15 protein-coding genes are annotated in these 16,882 nt (G+C 64.7%); 4 read left to right on the plus strand and 11 right to left on the minus strand.

What is annotated here, in order from left to right; translation table 11 throughout:
* Window position 1: 1 nt before the first annotated feature.
* From JQ566_RS17715 to JQ566_RS17740, 6 genes are all read right to left on the minus strand, one after another.
* Window positions 2-1,285: an acetyl-CoA C-acetyltransferase gene (locus JQ566_RS17715; RefSeq protein WP_212373927.1), complete on the minus strand. Its 1,284-nt coding sequence runs from the start codon at window positions 1,283-1,285 to the stop codon at window positions 2-4.
* A complete protein-coding gene (locus JQ566_RS17720; RefSeq protein WP_212373929.1) occupies window positions 1,285-3,552 on the minus strand; it encodes an acyl-CoA dehydrogenase in 2,268 nt (755 codons plus the stop codon). The genes JQ566_RS17715 and JQ566_RS17720 overlap by 1 nt, the downstream gene beginning before the upstream one ends.
* 291 nt (window positions 3,553-3,843) lie before the next feature.
* Window positions 3,844-4,467 carry a flavin reductase family protein gene (locus JQ566_RS17725; protein WP_212373931.1) on the minus strand — a complete coding sequence of 208 codons (624 nt, stop codon included), beginning with the start codon at window positions 4,465-4,467 and terminating at the stop codon, window positions 3,844-3,846.
* Between the two features lie 142 nt (window positions 4,468-4,609).
* Entirely contained in the window at window positions 4,610-5,209 is a 600-nt protein-coding gene (locus JQ566_RS17730) for a TetR/AcrR family transcriptional regulator (protein WP_212373933.1), read from the minus strand.
* 33 nt (window positions 5,210-5,242) lie between these two features.
* Window positions 5,243-8,377, minus strand: coding sequence for an efflux RND transporter permease subunit (locus tag JQ566_RS17735; RefSeq protein WP_212373935.1), 3,135 nt, complete (start codon window positions 8,375-8,377; stop codon window positions 5,243-5,245).
* 179 nt (window positions 8,378-8,556) lie between these two features.
* Entirely contained in the window at window positions 8,557-9,663 is a 1,107-nt protein-coding gene (locus JQ566_RS17740) for an efflux RND transporter periplasmic adaptor subunit (protein ID WP_212373937.1), read from the minus strand.
* Between the two features lie 181 nt (window positions 9,664-9,844).
* On the opposite strand from JQ566_RS17740, the gene JQ566_RS17745 reads away from it, so the two are divergent.
* Complete coding sequence (locus JQ566_RS17745) at window positions 9,845-10,066, plus strand: antitoxin MazE family protein (protein WP_212373939.1); 222 nt, start codon at window positions 9,845-9,847, stop codon at window positions 10,064-10,066.
* The gene (locus tag JQ566_RS17750) at window positions 10,063-10,410 is read left to right on the plus strand and encodes a type II toxin-antitoxin system PemK/MazF family toxin (protein WP_212373941.1); all 348 of its coding nucleotides are present in this window, start codon (window positions 10,063-10,065) and stop codon (window positions 10,408-10,410) included. The genes JQ566_RS17745 and JQ566_RS17750 overlap by 4 nt, the downstream gene beginning before the upstream one ends.
* Before the next feature lie 49 nt (window positions 10,411-10,459).
* Here JQ566_RS17750 and JQ566_RS17755 read toward each other — a convergent pair whose 3' ends face one another.
* The gene (locus JQ566_RS17755; RefSeq protein ID WP_212373943.1) at window positions 10,460-11,821 is read right to left on the minus strand and encodes an MFS transporter; all 1,362 of its coding nucleotides are present in this window, start codon (window positions 11,819-11,821) and stop codon (window positions 10,460-10,462) included.
* A 168-nt stretch (window positions 11,822-11,989) separates the two neighbouring features.
* Between JQ566_RS17755 and JQ566_RS17760 the strand changes: the two genes are divergently transcribed.
* Window positions 11,990-12,466, plus strand: a complete 477-nt coding sequence (locus JQ566_RS17760) for a ribosomal maturation YjgA family protein (protein ID WP_212374122.1) — start codon at window positions 11,990-11,992, stop codon at window positions 12,464-12,466.
* On the opposite strand, the gene JQ566_RS17765 is transcribed toward JQ566_RS17760, so the two are convergent.
* Window positions 12,432-13,457, minus strand: a complete 1,026-nt coding sequence (locus JQ566_RS17765; RefSeq protein WP_249139526.1) for a LacI family DNA-binding transcriptional regulator — start codon at window positions 13,455-13,457, stop codon at window positions 12,432-12,434. The two genes, JQ566_RS17760 and JQ566_RS17765, sit on opposite strands and share 35 nt — an antisense overlap.
* A 202-nt stretch (window positions 13,458-13,659) precedes the next feature.
* Here JQ566_RS17765 and JQ566_RS17770 point away from each other — a divergent pair, with 202 nt between their 5' ends.
* Window positions 13,660-14,574 carry an NAD(P)-dependent oxidoreductase gene (locus JQ566_RS17770; RefSeq protein ID WP_212373947.1) on the plus strand — a complete coding sequence of 305 codons (915 nt, stop codon included), beginning with the start codon at window positions 13,660-13,662 and terminating at the stop codon, window positions 14,572-14,574.
* A 117-nt stretch (window positions 14,575-14,691) separates the two neighbouring features.
* Here the strand turns inward: JQ566_RS17770 and JQ566_RS17775 are convergent, their stop codons facing one another.
* The 3 genes from JQ566_RS17775 to JQ566_RS17785 form a co-directional block, all read right to left on the minus strand.
* Window positions 14,692-15,852: a winged helix-turn-helix domain-containing protein gene (locus tag JQ566_RS17775; protein WP_212373949.1), complete on the minus strand. Its 1,161-nt coding sequence runs from the start codon at window positions 15,850-15,852 to the stop codon at window positions 14,692-14,694.
* A 103-nt stretch (window positions 15,853-15,955) separates the two neighbouring features.
* A complete protein-coding gene (locus JQ566_RS17780) occupies window positions 15,956-16,201 on the minus strand; it encodes a hypothetical protein (protein WP_212373951.1) in 246 nt (81 codons plus the stop codon).
* Between the two features lie 118 nt (window positions 16,202-16,319).
* Window positions 16,320-16,556 (minus strand): hypothetical protein, encoded by a 237-nt coding sequence (locus JQ566_RS17785; RefSeq protein ID WP_212373953.1) that lies wholly within the window; start codon window positions 16,554-16,556, stop codon window positions 16,320-16,322.
* Window positions 16,557-16,882 lie beyond the last annotated feature (326 nt).

Consider the following 16,882-nt stretch of genomic DNA (forward strand, 5'->3'; position numbering starts at 1 on the left):
GTCACACCGTCTCGATCAGCATGGCGCCGCCGAGCCCACCGCCGATGCATTCGGTGGCAACGCCGCGCCGCGTGCCGAGCCGCTTCATCGCGTTGACGAGGTGCAGCACGATACGATTGCCGGAGGTGCCGACGGGATGGCCGAGCGAAATCGCGCCGCCATCGACGTTGAGCTTTTCACGGTCGATCTCGCCGGCGGCGCCATCGAGGCCGAGAATCTCACGGCAGAACTTGTCGTCGTTCCAGGCGGCGAGACAGCCGAGCACTTGCGTCGCGAAGGCCTCGTTCAGCTCCCAGGTCTCGACGTCCTTGATGGTGAGGTCGTTGCGCTGGAGCAGCGGCGTCACCGACATCACGGGGCCGAGCCCCATGATGCTGGGATCGAGCGCTGCCCAATGGCTGTCGACGATGACGGCCTTCGGCGTCAGCTTGTGCTTGGCGACCGCAGCATCCGAAGCAAGGATCACCCAGGAGGCGCCGTCGGTGATTTGCGAGGAATTGCCCGCCGTGACCTGTCCCCAGGGACGCTCGAACACCGGTCTCAGTTTTGCCAGCGTTTCAGCTGTCGAATCCGGCCGCACGCCGTCGTCGTGATCGAAGAACTTGCCGTCGCGCGAGAACGCGGTCTCGACTTCGCCTTTCAAATAACCCGCGCTTTGCGCATGCGCGAGCCGGCGATGGCTCTCGGCGGCATAGGCATCGGACTGTGCGCGCGTGATGCCGAAGAGATGGCCGACGACCTCGGCGGTCTGGCCCATGTTCAGATCGGTGACGGGATCGGTCAGCCCGCGCTCGAGGCCGATGATCGGCTTGAGATAGCGCGGTCGCAGCTTGAAGGTTGCTGCGATCTTCGCGGCAACGCCTTTGGCGGTGGCAAGGCCGGCGAACCAGCGCACGCCGGAATTCGGCCAGACCAGCGGCGCGTGGCTGAGCGCCTCGGTGCCGCCGGCGAGGATCATGTCGGCATGACCTTCGCGGATGTAGCGGTAGGCGGTGTCGATCGACTGCATGCCGGAGCCGCAATTGATCTGCACGGTGAAGGCGACCATGTCCTCGCCCATGCCGAGCCGGAGCGCGGCGACGCGGGCCGGATTCATCTCGTCCGCGATCACGTTGACGCAGCCGAGGATGACCTGATCGAAGCTGTCAGGTGCAAACGGCTGGCGCGCCAGCAGCGGCCGGCCGCACTGCACGGCAAGATCGACCGGCGTGAACGGACCGGGCCCCGAACGCGCCTTCAAGAACGGCGTCCGGCTGCCGTCGACGATGAATACCGGTCGTGCCATCAGCTCGCCGCCCTCTGCTCACCGAGTTCCTGGAAGAACTGATGCACGTTGACGGTTTTCTTGTAAATCGGCGACAGCGCATCCGGCGTGAAATCGTCGACTTCGATCACTTTTGTGACGGCTTCGCGGGCAGCGGCGAGTTGCTCGCCCTCGGCCTGTGTGATCACGCCCTTGCTGACGGCCTCCTCCCAGCCGCGGATATGAGCCGCGCGCAGGCGCCTGGCGATCGCATCCGTAGCCGCGACCAGCTTGAATGCGCGCTCCAGCCGGGTAAAGCCGCCGTCGTCATCGACATGGGCCAGATCCGGCGTGAGGCGCTCGCGTGCCGCCGACGGCTCCAGCACGATGGCAGCGCATCGGTGCACGACGCGGTCGGAGGGGCCGAGCACGCGCGCGCCGAACGGTTGGACCACGAGCCTGAGGAAGCCTGCGACAAGGCGGTTGGGTAGATTGGCGAGGATTTCGGCAAGCCGGTTCTCGATAGTGCGGAAGCCGGTGGCCATGCACCATTCCAGCGCGGCAAAATCCTCCTTCTGCCGGCCTTCATCGTGCCAGCGCTTCAGCGCGGCCGAGAGCAGATAGAGCTCGGACAGGATGTCGCCGAAGCGGGCCGACAGCATCTCCCTGCGCTTGAGCGCGCCGCCGAGCGTCAGCAGCGCCATGTCGGCGCAGAGCGCAAAGGCCGCGGAGTAGCGCGAGAGCTGCCGGTAAAATGGCGTGGCATCGCCGGCATCGGGCGCCGGCGCGAAGGCGCCAAAGGTCCAGCTGCGGCCGAAGGCGCGGACCAGTGTCCGGAAACTATGGCCGACATGCTTCCAGAACGCCTTGTCGAACGCGGTGAGCCCGCGCTCGCGATTGGGATCAGCGAGCGCGTTCATCTCGTCGAGGAGATAGGGATGAGCGCGGATGGCCCCCTGCCCGAACACGATGAGATTGCGGGTCAGGATGTTGGCCCCTTCCACGGTGATGCCGACCGGCACGGCGCGATGCAGATTGCCGAGATAGTTTTGCGGACCGTCGATCACGGCCTTGCCGCCATGGATGTCCATGGCGTCGTCGACGGCGATGCGCATCCGCTCGGTCGCGTGCAGCTTCATGATGCCGGAGATGACGGCGGGATGAACGCCGGCGTTGAGCGCCGCGCAGGTCAGCCGGCGTGCCGCATCGAGCTGATAGGCGGTGGCGACGATGCGCGCGAGCGGCTCCTCGACGCCTTCGAACTTGGAGATGGAGATGCCGAACTGCTCGCGGATGCGGGCATAGGCGCCGGTGGTGCGCGCGGCATAGGCGGCGCCGGCCGCGGAAAGCGACGGCAGCGAGATGCCGCGGCCGGCGGCGAGCGCGGTCATCAGCATCTTCCAGCCCTGCCCGAGCCGCTCCTTGCCGCCGATGACGTAGTCGAGCGGAATGAAGACGTCGCGGCCCCAATTCGGGCCGTTCTGAAACACCTGCATCGACGGCAGATGGCGCTGGCCGATCTCGACGCCGGGCAGATTGGTCGGGATCAGCGCCACGGTGATGCCGAGCTCGTCCTGATCGCCGACGAGATGATCGGGATCGTAGGCCTTGAAGGCGAGACCGAGCAGCGTCGCGACCGGACCGAGCGTGATGTAGCGCTTGTGCCAATTGAGCCTGAGGCCGACGACCTCGCGGTCCTCGAAAATGGCTTTGCAGATGATGCCGGTGTCGACCATCGAGGCGGCATCGGAGCCGGCCTCGGGGCTGGTGAGGCCGAAGCAGGGAATGTCGCGGCCATCGGCGAGCCGCGGCAGCCAGCGCTGCTGCTGCTCCCTGGTGCCGAAGCGCATCAGGAGCTCGCCGGGACCGAGCGAGTTCGGCACCATCACGGTGACCGCAGCCGCGATCGAGCGGGTCGAGATCTTGCGCACCACTTCCGAATGCGCATAGGGCGAGAAGCCGAGGCCGCCGAACTCCTTCGGAATGATCATGCCGAAGAACTTTTCGCGCTTGACGAAGTGCCAGACGTCCTGCGGCAGGTCGCGCAATTCCCAGAAGACCTTCCACTCGTCGAGCATGGCGCAGAGCTCGTCGACGGGGCCATTGAGGAAGGCCCGTTCCTCGTCCGTCAGTGTCGCCTGCGGGACCTTCAGCAGCTTCGACCAATCAGGGTTGCCGGTGAAGAGATCGGCATCCCACCAGACGTCACCCGCCTCCAGCGCCTCGCGCTCGGTATCGGACATCGCCGGCAAGACGCCGCGCGCGAGAGCGAAGATCGGCTTTGTCAGGGTGTCGCGGCGGAAGCTCATGGCGGACCTCATGCATCGGCGCGGTTGTCGGGCATTTTAGCGGAAATCGGCTGGCGGAGGCGAACATCTCGCCTGCGACATTGACGCGGCCGGGCGGCCGCCCAGGCCATAACGGCCGGGGCGTGGGGGCAGTTCCGGGAGGGGTTGGGGGCTGAATGTCTCTCCGCCGTCATTCCGGGGCACGCGAAGCGTGAGCCCGGAATCCATCGTGCGGCAGTGTCGGTGGAGGAATGGATTCCGGGCTCGCGCCTGACGGCGCGCCCCGGAATGACGGCGTTGAGGGAGACGGGCCTAATCCGGCCGTACCATCTCGAACATGTTTTCCGGCTTGATCTCGAAATAATCGCCGCGGCGGCCGGCACGGACGATGGGGCGGGCGGCGGCGGTTTGGTAGACGCCGTCCTTGATCATGGCCTTGTCGATGTGGACGGCAACGACTTCGCCCAGCGTCAGCCAGGCGTCGGCCTCCTTGCCGTCGGCACCCTTGAGGCGGACGATGTCGGAGACCTTGCACTCGAACGCGACCGGGCTCACGCCGACGCGCGGCACGTTGACGAGCTTGCCGGGCACGGCGGTGAGGCCCGCGATCTCGAACTCGTCGACCTCGGGCGCGACATGCGCGGCGGTCGCGTTCATGTGCTTGGCGAGATCCATCGTGGCGAGATTCCAGACGAACTCGCCGGTCTGCTGCATGTTCTCGACCGTGTCCTTCCAGTTGGTCGAGGAGAAGCCGATGATCGGCGGCACGTAACAGAACGCGTTGAAGAAGCTGTAGGGCGCGAGGTTGACGTGGCCCCTGGCGTCGCGTGAGGAGATCCAGCCGATCGGCCGCGGCGCGATGATGGCGTTGAAGGGATCGTGCTTGAGGCCGTGGCCCTTGCGGGGCTCGTAGAAGTACAGGTCTTTGTCGGTCACCGCGGAGTCTTTCCTGGTCCTGGTAGCCCGGATGGAGCGAAGCGTAATCCGGGGCCGCCAGCGCAACGCTGAACCATCCCGGATTGCGCTTCGCTCCATCCGGGCTACATCAGCTCGCTTATAGGAGAGATTTCCCCGCCCGTCAGTGGCGCGGCGACAGACCCGCGATGACGAAATCGATCATCTGGTCGATGGTCGGGCCCGGCTTGGTGGCGCACTGGGCGATCATCTGGGGGTGGAAGAAGCGGATCATCGCGGTGCAGGCGCACAGCGAGGCCAGTTGCAGGTCGGGCGCCTCGAACTCGCCGGAGGCGACACCTTGCGCGATCATCTGGCCGATGACGCCGGCGATGCACTCCATATGGGCGACGCAGACGTCCCAGTCCTCCTCCATCGCGATCGCGACCATCTCGTGCAGCTTGTTGTCGCCGACATAGCGCTCGCTGTTCATGCGATGGATGGTGGTGAGCAACTCGCGGAAGCGCTCCTTGACCGGGCCGGGCCGCGCCACGATCCGCTGCGCCTCAAGCTCGACCTCGCCCATCAGCGAACGGGCCACCGCCTGGTGGATCGCCTTCTTCGATTCGAAGAAGCGATACACGTTGGCGGGGCTCATCCTGAGCTCCTTGGCGATGTCGCCGACGGTGGTCTTCTGGTAGCCGATCTGGCGGAACAGCCGCTCGGCCACCTCGAGGATCCGATCCCGGGTGTCGACTTCGATATGTTCCGAAATAAGGGCCATCAGTCAGGACTCGTTCGTCGGTAGTCTTCTCATTTATTCAGCCGCTTCAGCAAGCGGAATTGCGTGCTGGTCATCGCTCCCATGCTGCGGCGCGGCAGGCTGTTCCGGCGTACCGGCCTCGTCCAGGCTCTTCCTGAACCACAGGGCGTAGAGGCCCGGCAGGTAGAGCAGCGTCAGGAAGGTCGCGACGAACAGGCCGCCCATGATGGTGATCGCCATCGGGCCCCAGAAGGCCGAGCGCGACAGCGGGATCATGGCGAGAATGGCGGCCAGCGCCGTCAGCACCACCGGACGGGCGCGGCGGACGGTGGCCTCCACGATCGCCTCGCGCCGGGTCAGGCCGTGGGAGACGTCGGTCTCGATCTGGTCGACCAGGATGACCGTGTTGCGCATGATCATGCCGGCGAGCGCGATCAGGCCGAGCAGCGCCACGAAGCCGAACGGGGCGTTGGCGACGTTGAGGCCGAGCGAGGCACCGACGATGCCGAGCGGCGCAGTCAGGAACACCAGGATCAGGCGCGAGAAGCTCTGCAGCTGGATCATCAGCAGCGTCAGCATCACCATGACCATCACCGGGAAGAGGATGAAGATCGAGGCGTTGCCCTTCGCCGATTCCTCGAACGCGCCGCCTGCCTCGATGCGGTAGGCCGGCTCGAGATGGTCCTTGATCGCCTTCAGCTTCGGCGTGATCTGGTTGGTGACATCAGGGGCCTGCACGCCGTCGACGACGTCGGAGCGCACGGTGATCGCCATGTCGCGGTTGCGCCGCCACATGATCGGCTCCTCATGGGCATATTCGATCTTGGCGATCTGCTGCAGCGGCACGGCCACCCCATTGCGCGAGGTGATGGTGAGATCACCGACGCCGCCGAGATCGAGGCGCTCGGACGGGATGGCACGGGCAACCACGCCGACCTTCTCGATGCCGTCGCGCACGGTGGTGACCTGCGAGCCCGAGATCAGCATCGCGAGCGCCTGCGAGACGTCCTGCGGGGTCAGGCCCATGGCGCGGGCACGGTCCTGGTCGACGACGAGCTTGAGGTAAGGCGACTGCTCGTTCCAGTCGAGCTGGACGTCCTTGACGCTCTTGTTCTGCCGCATGACGTCGCGCACCTGGTACGCGATCTCGCGCACCTTGTTGGCGTCGGGGCCGATCACGCGGAACTGGACGGGGAAACCGACCGGCGGACCGAAGTTGAAGCGGTCGACGCGCACGCGCGCCTCGGTGAGGAAGCCATCGGCAGCCGCGTTTTCGATCTTGGCCTTGATGCGCTCGCGCGCCTCGACGCCCTTGGCGACGATGACGATCTCGGCGAAGGCCTCGTTCGGCAGCTGCGGGTTGAGGCCGAGCCAGAAGCGCGGCGAGCCCTGGCCGACATAGGAGGTATAGGTCTCGATGTCCTTGTCGTCCTTGAGCAGCGTCTCGGCCTTCTTCACCGCCTTCTCGGTGACGTTGAAGGCGGTGCCCTCGGGCAGGCGCAGCTGCAGGAACAGCTCGGGCCGCTCCGACAGCGGGAAGAACTGCTGCTGGACGTGGCCGAAGCCGACGATCGAGGCGACGAAGACGCCGACGGTGGCGACCACCACGATGATGCGGTGGTTGACGCACCATTGCACGATGGCGCGCAGGCCCCGGTACATGCGGGTCTCGTAGACCGCGTGCGGATCGTGGTTGTGGTGCTTCATGTCAGGCAGCAGCTTGACGCCGATATAGGGCGTGAAGATCACCGCCACGAACCAGGACGCGACCAGCGCGATCGCCACGATCCAGAAGATGCTGCCGGCATATTCGCCGACCGCCGAATTGGCAAAGCCGATGGGGAGGAAGCCAGCGGCCGTGACCAGCGTTCCCGTGAGCATCGGAAACGCAGTTGATTCCCAGGCAAAGGACGCCGCGCGCATGCGGTCCCAGCCCTGCTCCATCTTCACCACCATCATCTCGACCGCGATGATGGCGTCGTCGACGAGCAGGCCGAGCGCGATGATCAGCGCACCGAGCGTGATGCGGTGCAGGTCGAGCGACATCGTGTTCATGACGATGAAGACGATGCCGAGCACCAAGGGCACCGACAGCGCGACCACGATGCCGGTGCGCCAGCCGAGTGCCAGGAACGAGACGAACAGCACGATGACGAGCGCTTCCATGAAGGAGTGCACGAACTCGCCGACGGCGTGCTCGACCACCTTGGGCTGGTCGGCGATCAGCTTGACGTCGACGCCCTGCGGCACGGCCTTCATGAACTCGGCCGTCGCCTTCTCGACCTCCTTGCCGAGCTCGAGGATGTTGGCGCCCTTGGCGGTGACGACGCCGACGCCGATCGCGGCCTTGCCTTCCTGGCGGACGACGAAACTCGGCGGATCGACATAGCCGTGGGTGACGTTGGCGATATCGCCGAGGCGGAAGACGCGGCCGTTGCTCTCGACCGGGGTCTCGGCGACAGCCTTGGCGCCATCAAGCGCGCCGGTGACGCGCAGCGGCACGCGCTGCGAGGAGGTCTCGACCGTGCCGGCCGGGGTCACGTTGTTCTGCTTGGCGAGCGAATCGAACAGCGCCTGCGGCGTGATGCCGAGGGTCGCGAGCTTGGCATGGCTGAACTCGACGAAGATGCGCTCATCCTGGTTGCCGTAGACGTCGACCTTGGTGACACCAGGCACCTTCAACAGGCGCTGACGGAATCCTTCCGAGACCTTCTTGAGCTGGGCATAGTCGGCGCCGTCGCCGGTCATCATGTAGAGGATGGAATCGACGTCGGAGAACTCGTCGTTGACGACGGGTCCGAGGATGCCGGACGGCAGCTGGCCCTGCACGTCGACCAGCTTCTTGCGCAGGAGATAAAAGAGGTAGGGCACGTCCTTCGGCGGCGTGTTGTCGCGGAAAGTGACCTGGAGCGCGGTGAAGGCGGGCTTTGAGTAGGTCTGCACCTTCTCGAAATAGGGCAGCTCCTGGATCTTCTTCTCGATGGGATCGGCGACCTGCGTCTGCATCTCCTGCGCGGTCGCGCCCGGCCAGATCACGGAGACGTTGACCACCTTCACCGTGAAGAACGGATCCTCGGCACGGCCGAGCTTCTCATAGGAGAAGAAGCCGGCGACGCCGAGCACGAGCATCAGGAAGAGCACTAGCGTCGGATGGCTGACGGCCCAGGCCGAAAGGTTGAAGCGCTTCATCGCACTCTCCGAAAGACGATCCAGTTGCAAACAACGACAGCCGCTCTGTTCAAACCGTCGTCGCGAGGCAGCGAAGCAATCCAGGGGGCTGGGCAGGTTCTGGATCGCTTCGCCGCTTCAGCCTTTGCTTAGGGACAAAGGCCGAAACTCACCTCACACGACGTAACTCACAAAAAAACCTAGAACGACAGCGACGACACGATCCGCACCCGCTGGCTCGGATCGAGTTTCTGCACGCCGAGGGCCACGATCTTGGCGCCCTCTTCCACGCCGCCCGTGATGACGACATCGTTGCTCTGATAGGACTTCACCGTCACCGGCTTCAGTGTGACGGCGCCGTTGTCGTCGACGACGTAGAAGGACGGCTTGCCGCCTTCGTTGAACAGCGCCGACAGCGGCAGCCGCGCGACGCGCTCGGTCGCGGCGTCCGACAGCGTCAGCGTCGCGGTCATGCCGAGCGCGACCTTGTCGTCGGCTTCCGGCAGCGAGAACTTCGCCAGATAGGTGCGCGTGGCCGGGTCGGCTGCCGGCGCGATCTCGCGCAGCTTGGCCGCATACTTCTTGTCCGGCTCCGACCAAAGAGTGACGCTGGCGACGCCCGACTTGGCGCGTCCAACCAGCGTCTCAGGGATCGCGACGACCGCTTCCTTCTCGGCAAAGCGGGCGACGCGGATCGATGCCTGGCCCGCGGCGACCACCTGGCCGGGCTCGATCAGCGTTGCGGTGACGACGCCGCGGGCGTCGGCAACAAGCGTCGCGTAGGAAAGGGAATTCTTGCTCAGCTCGAGCGCGCGCTCGGCGCGGTTCAGGCGGGCGCGGGCTTCGTCCGCAGCGGCGCGGCTCGAGTCCATCTGCGCGTCGGTGGTCCAGCCCTTGGCCTTCAGGTCCTTGGCGCGCTGCTCGGCGGCGGCGGCCTGGGCCAGCACGCCAGTGGCGGCGGTCTGCTCGGCCAGCGCCTGTTCGGCCTGGAGCTTCAGGTCGACCTCGTCGAGGGTAGCGAGCGGCTGGCCGATTTCGACGGTCTGGCCGACTTCCACGAGGCGTTTTGCAACCTTACCGGCGACGCGGAAGCCTAGGTCACTCTCGATCCGGGGCCGGACGGTGCCGACGAAGCTCCGCTCGGGCGTCTCGGCATCATAATGGGCGGTCGCCACCAGAACCGGCCGCGGCGGCTCGGCCTTTTCGGCGACGGTATCATTGCACCCGGCCAGCGCAGCGGCCATCAGGGCCAGCGACACACCCGCCAAAAGCTTGGAATAGCTGGACAAAACGGACCGGACGAACATCGGAGGATACTCCTGCGGCTGCAATGAGAGGAATGTCGACTAATCACTGATAAAAGTCAATAATCGTCAGTCATCAGGAAAGCGTGATCGTTAAGGGGTGGCAAGGATTGGAAGCCATATGCACCGCTGGAGATTTGTGAAGCTTATTGCTAGGTTACATGTAACCGGAGGGAATTTTCCCATGAGCCCTTCAAAGCCCAAGCCGTCTCGTTTGAAGGTGCAGGCCCACCGCGATCGATTGCGTGCACAGGGGCTGCGTCCAATCCAGATCTGGGTGCCGGATGTGCGTTCGGCATCCTTCAAGGCAGAAGCCCATCGTCAGTCGCTCGCGGTCGCGACGAGCACTCAGGAATATGACGACCAAGCCTTCATCGACTCCGTTTCCATGTTGAACGAAGAATGAAGCGCGGCGAGATCTGGACACTTGCTGGCGGCAAAGACTACGCAGGAAAGCCGCGCCCAGTGGTCATCGTCCAGGATGACAGCTTCGACGCAGCGAACTCGGTCACGGTTTGCGCCTTCACGACCAACGAGACTGAAGCACCTCTGTTTCGCCTGCCGGTCGACCCGACGGAACACAATGGTCTAAGGGTCCTCTCCCGGCTGATGGTCGACAAGATCACCACTGTGCCCAGGTCCAAGATCGGAAAGTTGGTGGGACGCCTCGACGACGAAGACCTCTTGCGTCTCAACCGCGCGATGCTCGTTTTTCTTGGATTGGCTGGTTCGCAAAGAAGTACCGATTAGTCCGTCGCCCGGATTTCATTCGCTCCATCCGGGCGACATCAGGACCGCTCTACCGCCCCTGCCCGACAAACTCGTGCTTGCTGTCGTGGCCGCCCACAAACACCAGGATGCCGGCGATCAGCGGCAGGATCGCGAGGACGAGCAAACCGGTCGAGGTCTGGCCCGTGGCTTCCTTGACCCAGCCGATCAGATAGGGCCCGCCGAAGCCGGCGAGGTTGCCGATCGAGTTGATCAGCGCGATGGCACCGGCTGCGGCCGTGCCGGAGAGCCAGGCGGTCGGCAGGGTCCAGAACACACCGAAGCAGCAGAACACGCCGATCGCAGCCACCGTCAGCACCGCCATCGTGAGCGTCGGATCTGTCAGATAGGAGGAGACGCCGAGCGCAATTGCGGTGAGCAGCAGCGGTGCGCCGACATGCATGACGCGCTCGCGGCTCGCATCGGAATGCCGCGCCCACAGGACCATGGCGATGGTGCCGAACAGATACGGGATCGCGGTGACGAAGCCGGTTTGCGCGTTGGTGAGGCCGAACGCCTTGACGATCTGCGGCAGCCAGAACTGCATGCCATAGAGCGCGCCAACGAAGCCGAAATAGATCAGGCTGAGCGCGATCACCTTCGGCGAGGACAGCGCCTCGCCGAGCGAGAAATGCTTCACCGCCTGCTTGGCCGCGATTTCGGAATCGAGCTTCGCCTTGAGCCAGGCCTTCTGCTCGGCCGAGAGCCAGTCCGCTTTCTCCGGCTTGTCGGTGAGATAGAACCAGGTGACGATGCCGAGCAGCACCGAGGGGATGCCCTCGATGATGAACAGCCACTGCCAGCCCTTCAGCCCCATCATGCCGTCGAGCCCGAGCAGCAGGCCCGAGATCGGCGCGCCGATCACGGTCGAGACCGGCACGGCGACGGCGAAGGCCGCAAGGAAGCGGGCGCGATATTCGGCCGGATACCAATAGGTGAGATAGAGGATGATGCCGGGGAAGAATCCGGCCTCGGCGACGCCGAGCAGGAAGCGCAGGGCATAGAAGCTCGTGACGCCGCTCACCATCGCCATCAGGGCGGAGATGATGCCCCAGGTCACCATGATGCGGGCGATCCAGCGGCTGGCGCCGAATTTTTCCAGCGCGAGATTGCTCGGCACCTCGAAGATGAAGTAGCCGATGAAGAAGATGCCGGCGCCCCAGGAGAAGATCAGCGGCGTGAACTTCAGCTCCGCATTCATGGTCAGCGCGGCGAAGCCGAGATTGACCCGGTCGAGATAGGAAAAGAAGTAGGCCAGCACCAGGAACGGAATCAGGCGCCAGGAGATGGCGCGGATGGTCGAGGTCTCGATGTCGCTCTTGCTGGCGCTCTTGGCACCCTTGCTGGCGCTCTTGGCATCGCCGGCGGAACCGGCATAGGTGGTCTGACTCATGGCTTCCCCCAGGGTTGTTGCTTTTGTGGCTAAAGCCGCTCCAAATCGGAACGGCTTTAGATTCTTGTTTTGACGCGTTTTCTTGACGCGAACCGGTATCCACTTCGCTCGAAAACGCTTCTGTTGGCGGTTTTGGGCATCGCGGGCAAAGAGTCAATGGAGCGAGCAATGCACGGAGCGCAGCCGGATAAACCTGTTGCACCGCTCCGAACATCGCTGATCCGCGCCGCCCTCGCCGTGGTGGTGATCGTCTGCGGGTTGTCGCTGCGCTGGTACGGCTTCCCGCTCGGGTTTCCGGCCTTCGTCGTGAAGTACGGCGGCTCGTTGCTGTGGGCGATGATGGTGTTTCTGCTGATCGCGGTTTGCCTGCCGCGGCTGTCGCGGACGCAGATTGCTGCCATCGCGGTGGTGATCGCGGTTCTCGTCGAGTTTTCGCGATTGGTGCACACGCCCTGGCTCGATGCGTTCCGGCTCACCACGGCCGGCGCACTGCTGCTCGGACGCATCTTCTCACCATGGAATCTGGTGGCCTACCTCATCGGTATCGTGGCCGGCGCCTGGCTGGACAGCCGCATCGCGCGGAGCCGGATCGCGCCTCGGCAGAGTGAGCTCAACTCGGAAGCGGCCGGGTCGACCCGCGAATGATCAGCTCCGTCGGCACGGCAAGACCACGGCCGCCCTCAATCTCGTCGCCGCGCATCCGCTCCAGGAGCATGGTTGCGGCGTGGCGGCCCATCGCCGCCAGATCCCACGTGATCGCCGTGATGGGCGGCGCGTACAACTCGGCGAGATCGGAATCGCTGCCGGCCACCACCGAAATGCCGTCGCCAGCAGCGATGCCCATCGTCCGTAGCGCCCTCAGGCAACCGCCGAGCGTGTCCATCGCCGCCACGAACAGCGCCGTCGGGGGCTCTGCAAGCGCCATGAGAGACGCCGTCGCCCGATACGCGTCCTCGCCCGAGAGCACGTTGTCGCGCAACAGCCTCGGATGCGGCACCATGCCCGCCGCCGAACACGCCTCACGAAATCCCTCGAGCCGGCTTCGGGATGGAAAGGCCTTGAGATCGCCGACGAGCATGGCGATCCGCCAGTGCCCGAGGCCAAGCAGATGGGTCGTCGCAAGGCGCGCCCCCTCGCGATGATCGGCGGTGACTCGATCGAGGGTGGCGATGCCGTCCCTGTCGATGAGCAGGACCGGCATAGGAGCCGCCGACAGCGCCTCGCGCACGCCGCGGTGCTGCTCGTCGCTCAGCGTCATCATCACGCCGTCCACCCGGCGCCTGCGGAAGGCGCTCAGCAGGCCGATCTCGATGTCGGGGCGGTTGGTGGTGCTGGCCAGAAGCAGAGTGTATCCAGCCTCGCGCAGGACCGCTTCGGCCTCCTTGATGAACAGCGCGAAGCGCGGAATGTCGAAATCGCGAATGGCGCAGGCGACGAGCCGTGACCGTCCCGCGCGCATGCTCTGCGCCGTGACGTCGACCTCATAGCCGAGATGCGCCATCGCCTTTTCGACCCGCTCGCGCAGCTCTCGGGTGACCCTGGGATGATCGTTGAGCACGCGGGAGACCGTGCCGACGGCCACGCCAGCCTCACGCGCCACGTCCCTGACTTTTACGGTTTGCGGCCGACGCATCATCATAGGAAATTATGAACCGGTTCATTCATCCCAGCAAGTCTCCATCACGGCTTTGTCTGCCAATTTGGATAAGATTGCGGACAAGCTGTCCGGAATCGACGCATTCGATGAACCGGTTCATTGACTCCTGTGGCGAACCCGGCACAATGCTGCGGTGAAGCCGCGAATAGACCTCATCCCTCGGTCGATACGGAGAAACTTCATGCCGCACCCCAAGGTCGCTTTCGTCGGATTTGGCGAGGCCGCGCAATGTTTCGCAAAACACCTCGCGGCCCAGACCGGAGCGCCGATCGTCGCGTTCTGCCAGGGCAAGACCAACGCGCCGCCCTACTCGCCGGCCTTTCGTGCGCTGGCGGCCGATTGTGGCGTCACCCTCCTCGATCGGCTCGAGGATCTGTCGGAAGTGGATGTGATATTTTCTGCTGTCGTCGTTGCAGTCGCAGCCGAGACGGGTGAGGCCATTTCCAGGGTCATGCGCCCCGGCTGTCTCGTGGTCGACATCAACGCCGCGACCCCGCAGTCGAAAAAAAGTGTCGCCGCAGCCGTCGAGGCTCGCGGCGGCGTGTTCGCGGACGCCAACCTGATGGGCTCGGTCGATCTCTATGGCGCAGCAGTCACGCTCTACACGTCCGGCAGCGGCGCCGAGCGCTTCGCCGAGGCCTTCAGGCCGCTCGGCTTCCGCATCGAGGTGGCGGGCCCCGAAGCCGGAACGGCAGCAGCGGTGAAGATGCTGAGAAGCGTGGTGACGAAAGGCATGGAAGCGCTGTTGGTCGAGGCGCTGACCGCGGCAACGCTCGCCGGCGTGCGTGATGAAACCATGCGCGGGCTCTGCGCGTCGATGGATGCCACCACGTTCAGCAAGTTCCTCGACATGTGCGTCCGCTCCGACGTGCTGCATGCCGAGCGCCGCGCGGTCGAAATGGACGGAGTGGCGACGGGCCTGCGCGAACTGGGCTTCGATCCCCTGATGGCGGTCGCCACAGCGGAGCGGTTGAAAGCCTCTGCACGGCTGGGCCTGCGGGAGGAGTTCGCGCGACGCCCGAGCTATTCGACAGACGACGTGCTGGACCGATATGCGCACGTCGCGTCCGAAGGGTTCGCACGAGCTCGCGGATAGGCTGAGGCAGCGACGCTCGAAGCATGATCCGGAAAAGTGCGAAGCGATTTTCCGGAAGGATCGTGAGCAAACAACAACCTCGAGCGCGATGACGATTCGTCCAAATCCCGTCGCGCGTTAATCGGCCAGCTGGAATTGCGCGAAGCGGTGCAGCTCCTCTTCGACCTTGCGCTTCAGCTCCCGGCGTCCGGCCGTCTTCTTCCCCTCGCCGACCCAGGTCCATTTCTGCATCAACAGCTTCTTCGCCTGCCGGTCGGTCTTGAGATCGAGCGCGGCGACGATCTCGTCGCCGACCAGCACCGGCAGCGCGAAGTAGCCGAGCTTACGCTTGGCCTTCGGCACATAGGCTTCGAACAGGTGATTGTAGCCGAAGATCAGGTTGGTGCGCTTGCGCTGGATGATCAGGGGATCGAACGGCGAAAGGATGTGGACCAGATCGGGCGACACCTCATGCGGCTCCAGCGCTGCGGGGCGGGCCCAATGCTCCTGCTTGCCGGCGCCCTCGAGCGCGACAGGCACGAGCTCACCACGGCGGACGCGCGAGGCGATCAGGCGCGCGACCGGCTTCTTGCGCGGCGCGTCGAGATGGCAGATCGAATCGAGGCTGACCACGCCCTGCGAGCGCAGCGCGCGGTCGAGCAGATAGGCCGTGATCTCCTTGGCCGACGCCGGCTTCGGCAGCTTGTCCCAGCCGAAATGGCGCGTCATCAGCTCATAGGTCTTGAGCATGCCCTGGCGCTCGCTGATGGTCACGGCGCCGGTATAGAAGGCGAGCTGCAGCGCCCGCTTCGACGGCTTGCGGCTCTGCCACAGATGCTCCTTCTCGACGAGCACGTCGTCATCGATGTCGCGGATCGTCAGCGGACCGGCATGCAGAAGCCGCATCACCTTGCGCGTGTCGGCCGGCTTCACCGAGGCGAACCATTTGTGCCCCTCGCGCCGATGCTCGCGCATCGCCGGCAGGAAGAAGCGGAACTCGCTCGCCGGCACGTAGGAGAGCGCGTGCGTCCAGTATTCGAACACGCTTTTGTCGGTGCTCTGGGCATGGCGCAGATCGGCGCGGCGATAGGACGGGATGCGGCTGAACAGGATATGGTGATGGCACCGCTCGATGACGTTGATGGTGTCGATCTGCACATAGCCGAGATGGGTGACGGCGTCCGCGACGGCGTGCGCGCCCTCGCCGAACGGGGTGCGCTCGTCCAGCCGCTGGGCATGCAGCCAGATCTGCCGGGCCTGTGTCGTGGTGAGTGGAAGCGGTTTGGGCGTGCGGGACATTGCAGGTGGCAATGTAGCGGGATTCGCGCCGAGGCAAACAGGAGAGGCAAAGAAAACCGCGCTGCCATCTGCTGACAGCGCGGCCGGTCAACGAACGCGCAAACTATTTCGCGCTCATCGTCTGTGCCTTCATGTAGTGCTTGCAGGCGCCGCGCATATTGCCTTTGCTCATCTCGGAGTTGGCTGAAGCCATTTCCTTGGCCATCGCCTGTTTGGCGGGCGAATCTACGGTTCCCATCGCGGTCATCGACTTGCCCATAGCCTCGCCTGTGCAGGGTTGCATCTTTGCCGCAGAAGCCGGCGAGGCCGCGAAGGCGGCGAGCAGAGCGGCCGAAAGCAACGTCTTCATCGAAGGTCTCCTCCGTAGAACAAAACCGGCGCCATGCCGGCCAACACGAGGCATTCTTCAGCGACAAGGTTTCAGGGAGAAGACATTTTCGTTGCTGCGTCGCAGCGCCAGCCAGCTATTAGCGTGCGGCTTTTGGGCGCTCCCCGAGGCTTCCGGTCGCGACATCCGGCTCGCACACAGCCTTGCCACGTCCCTCCGCCTGGCAGCGATAAACGCTGCCGGTGAGGCGGTCGACCAGCCACATGTTCTCGTCGGTCGGCCCTTCGAGCCCGACATAGCGGGAAGTCAGCCCAGTGATCAGCGTCGACAGCAGGATTGCCACCGCGATCATCGCCGCGCCGATATAGATGGGCATTGAGCTCAGGGACACTGTCCGATCCGGCGGGCCACTGCGATAGGGTTGATAGTCACGCTGATAGTCACTTGGCCTCGGCACTGGACGGAACTCGGCTCCTGTCGCGGATGAATTGTCGAATGATCGAAGCGTGCTAGGCGGGCTTCTGGACAAATTATTGTTCGCGGGCGGGCCGGGAGGCGACGCCTTTGCAACGTTCACGCAGGTTTCCCGGAACCCGCGACTGCCGGTTCGATTGAACCAGACCAGAGTGCCCTCGGCTCGCAGTTTCGAATGTGACCAAGATCACATCAGCGCCGTTGAACCTGCCCTAGGCTCGCAGCATC

Source organism: Bradyrhizobium sp. SZCCT0231, from assembly GCF_018130245.1.
Classification (GTDB): Bacteria; Pseudomonadota; Alphaproteobacteria; order Rhizobiales; family Xanthobacteraceae; genus Bradyrhizobium; species Bradyrhizobium japonicum_F.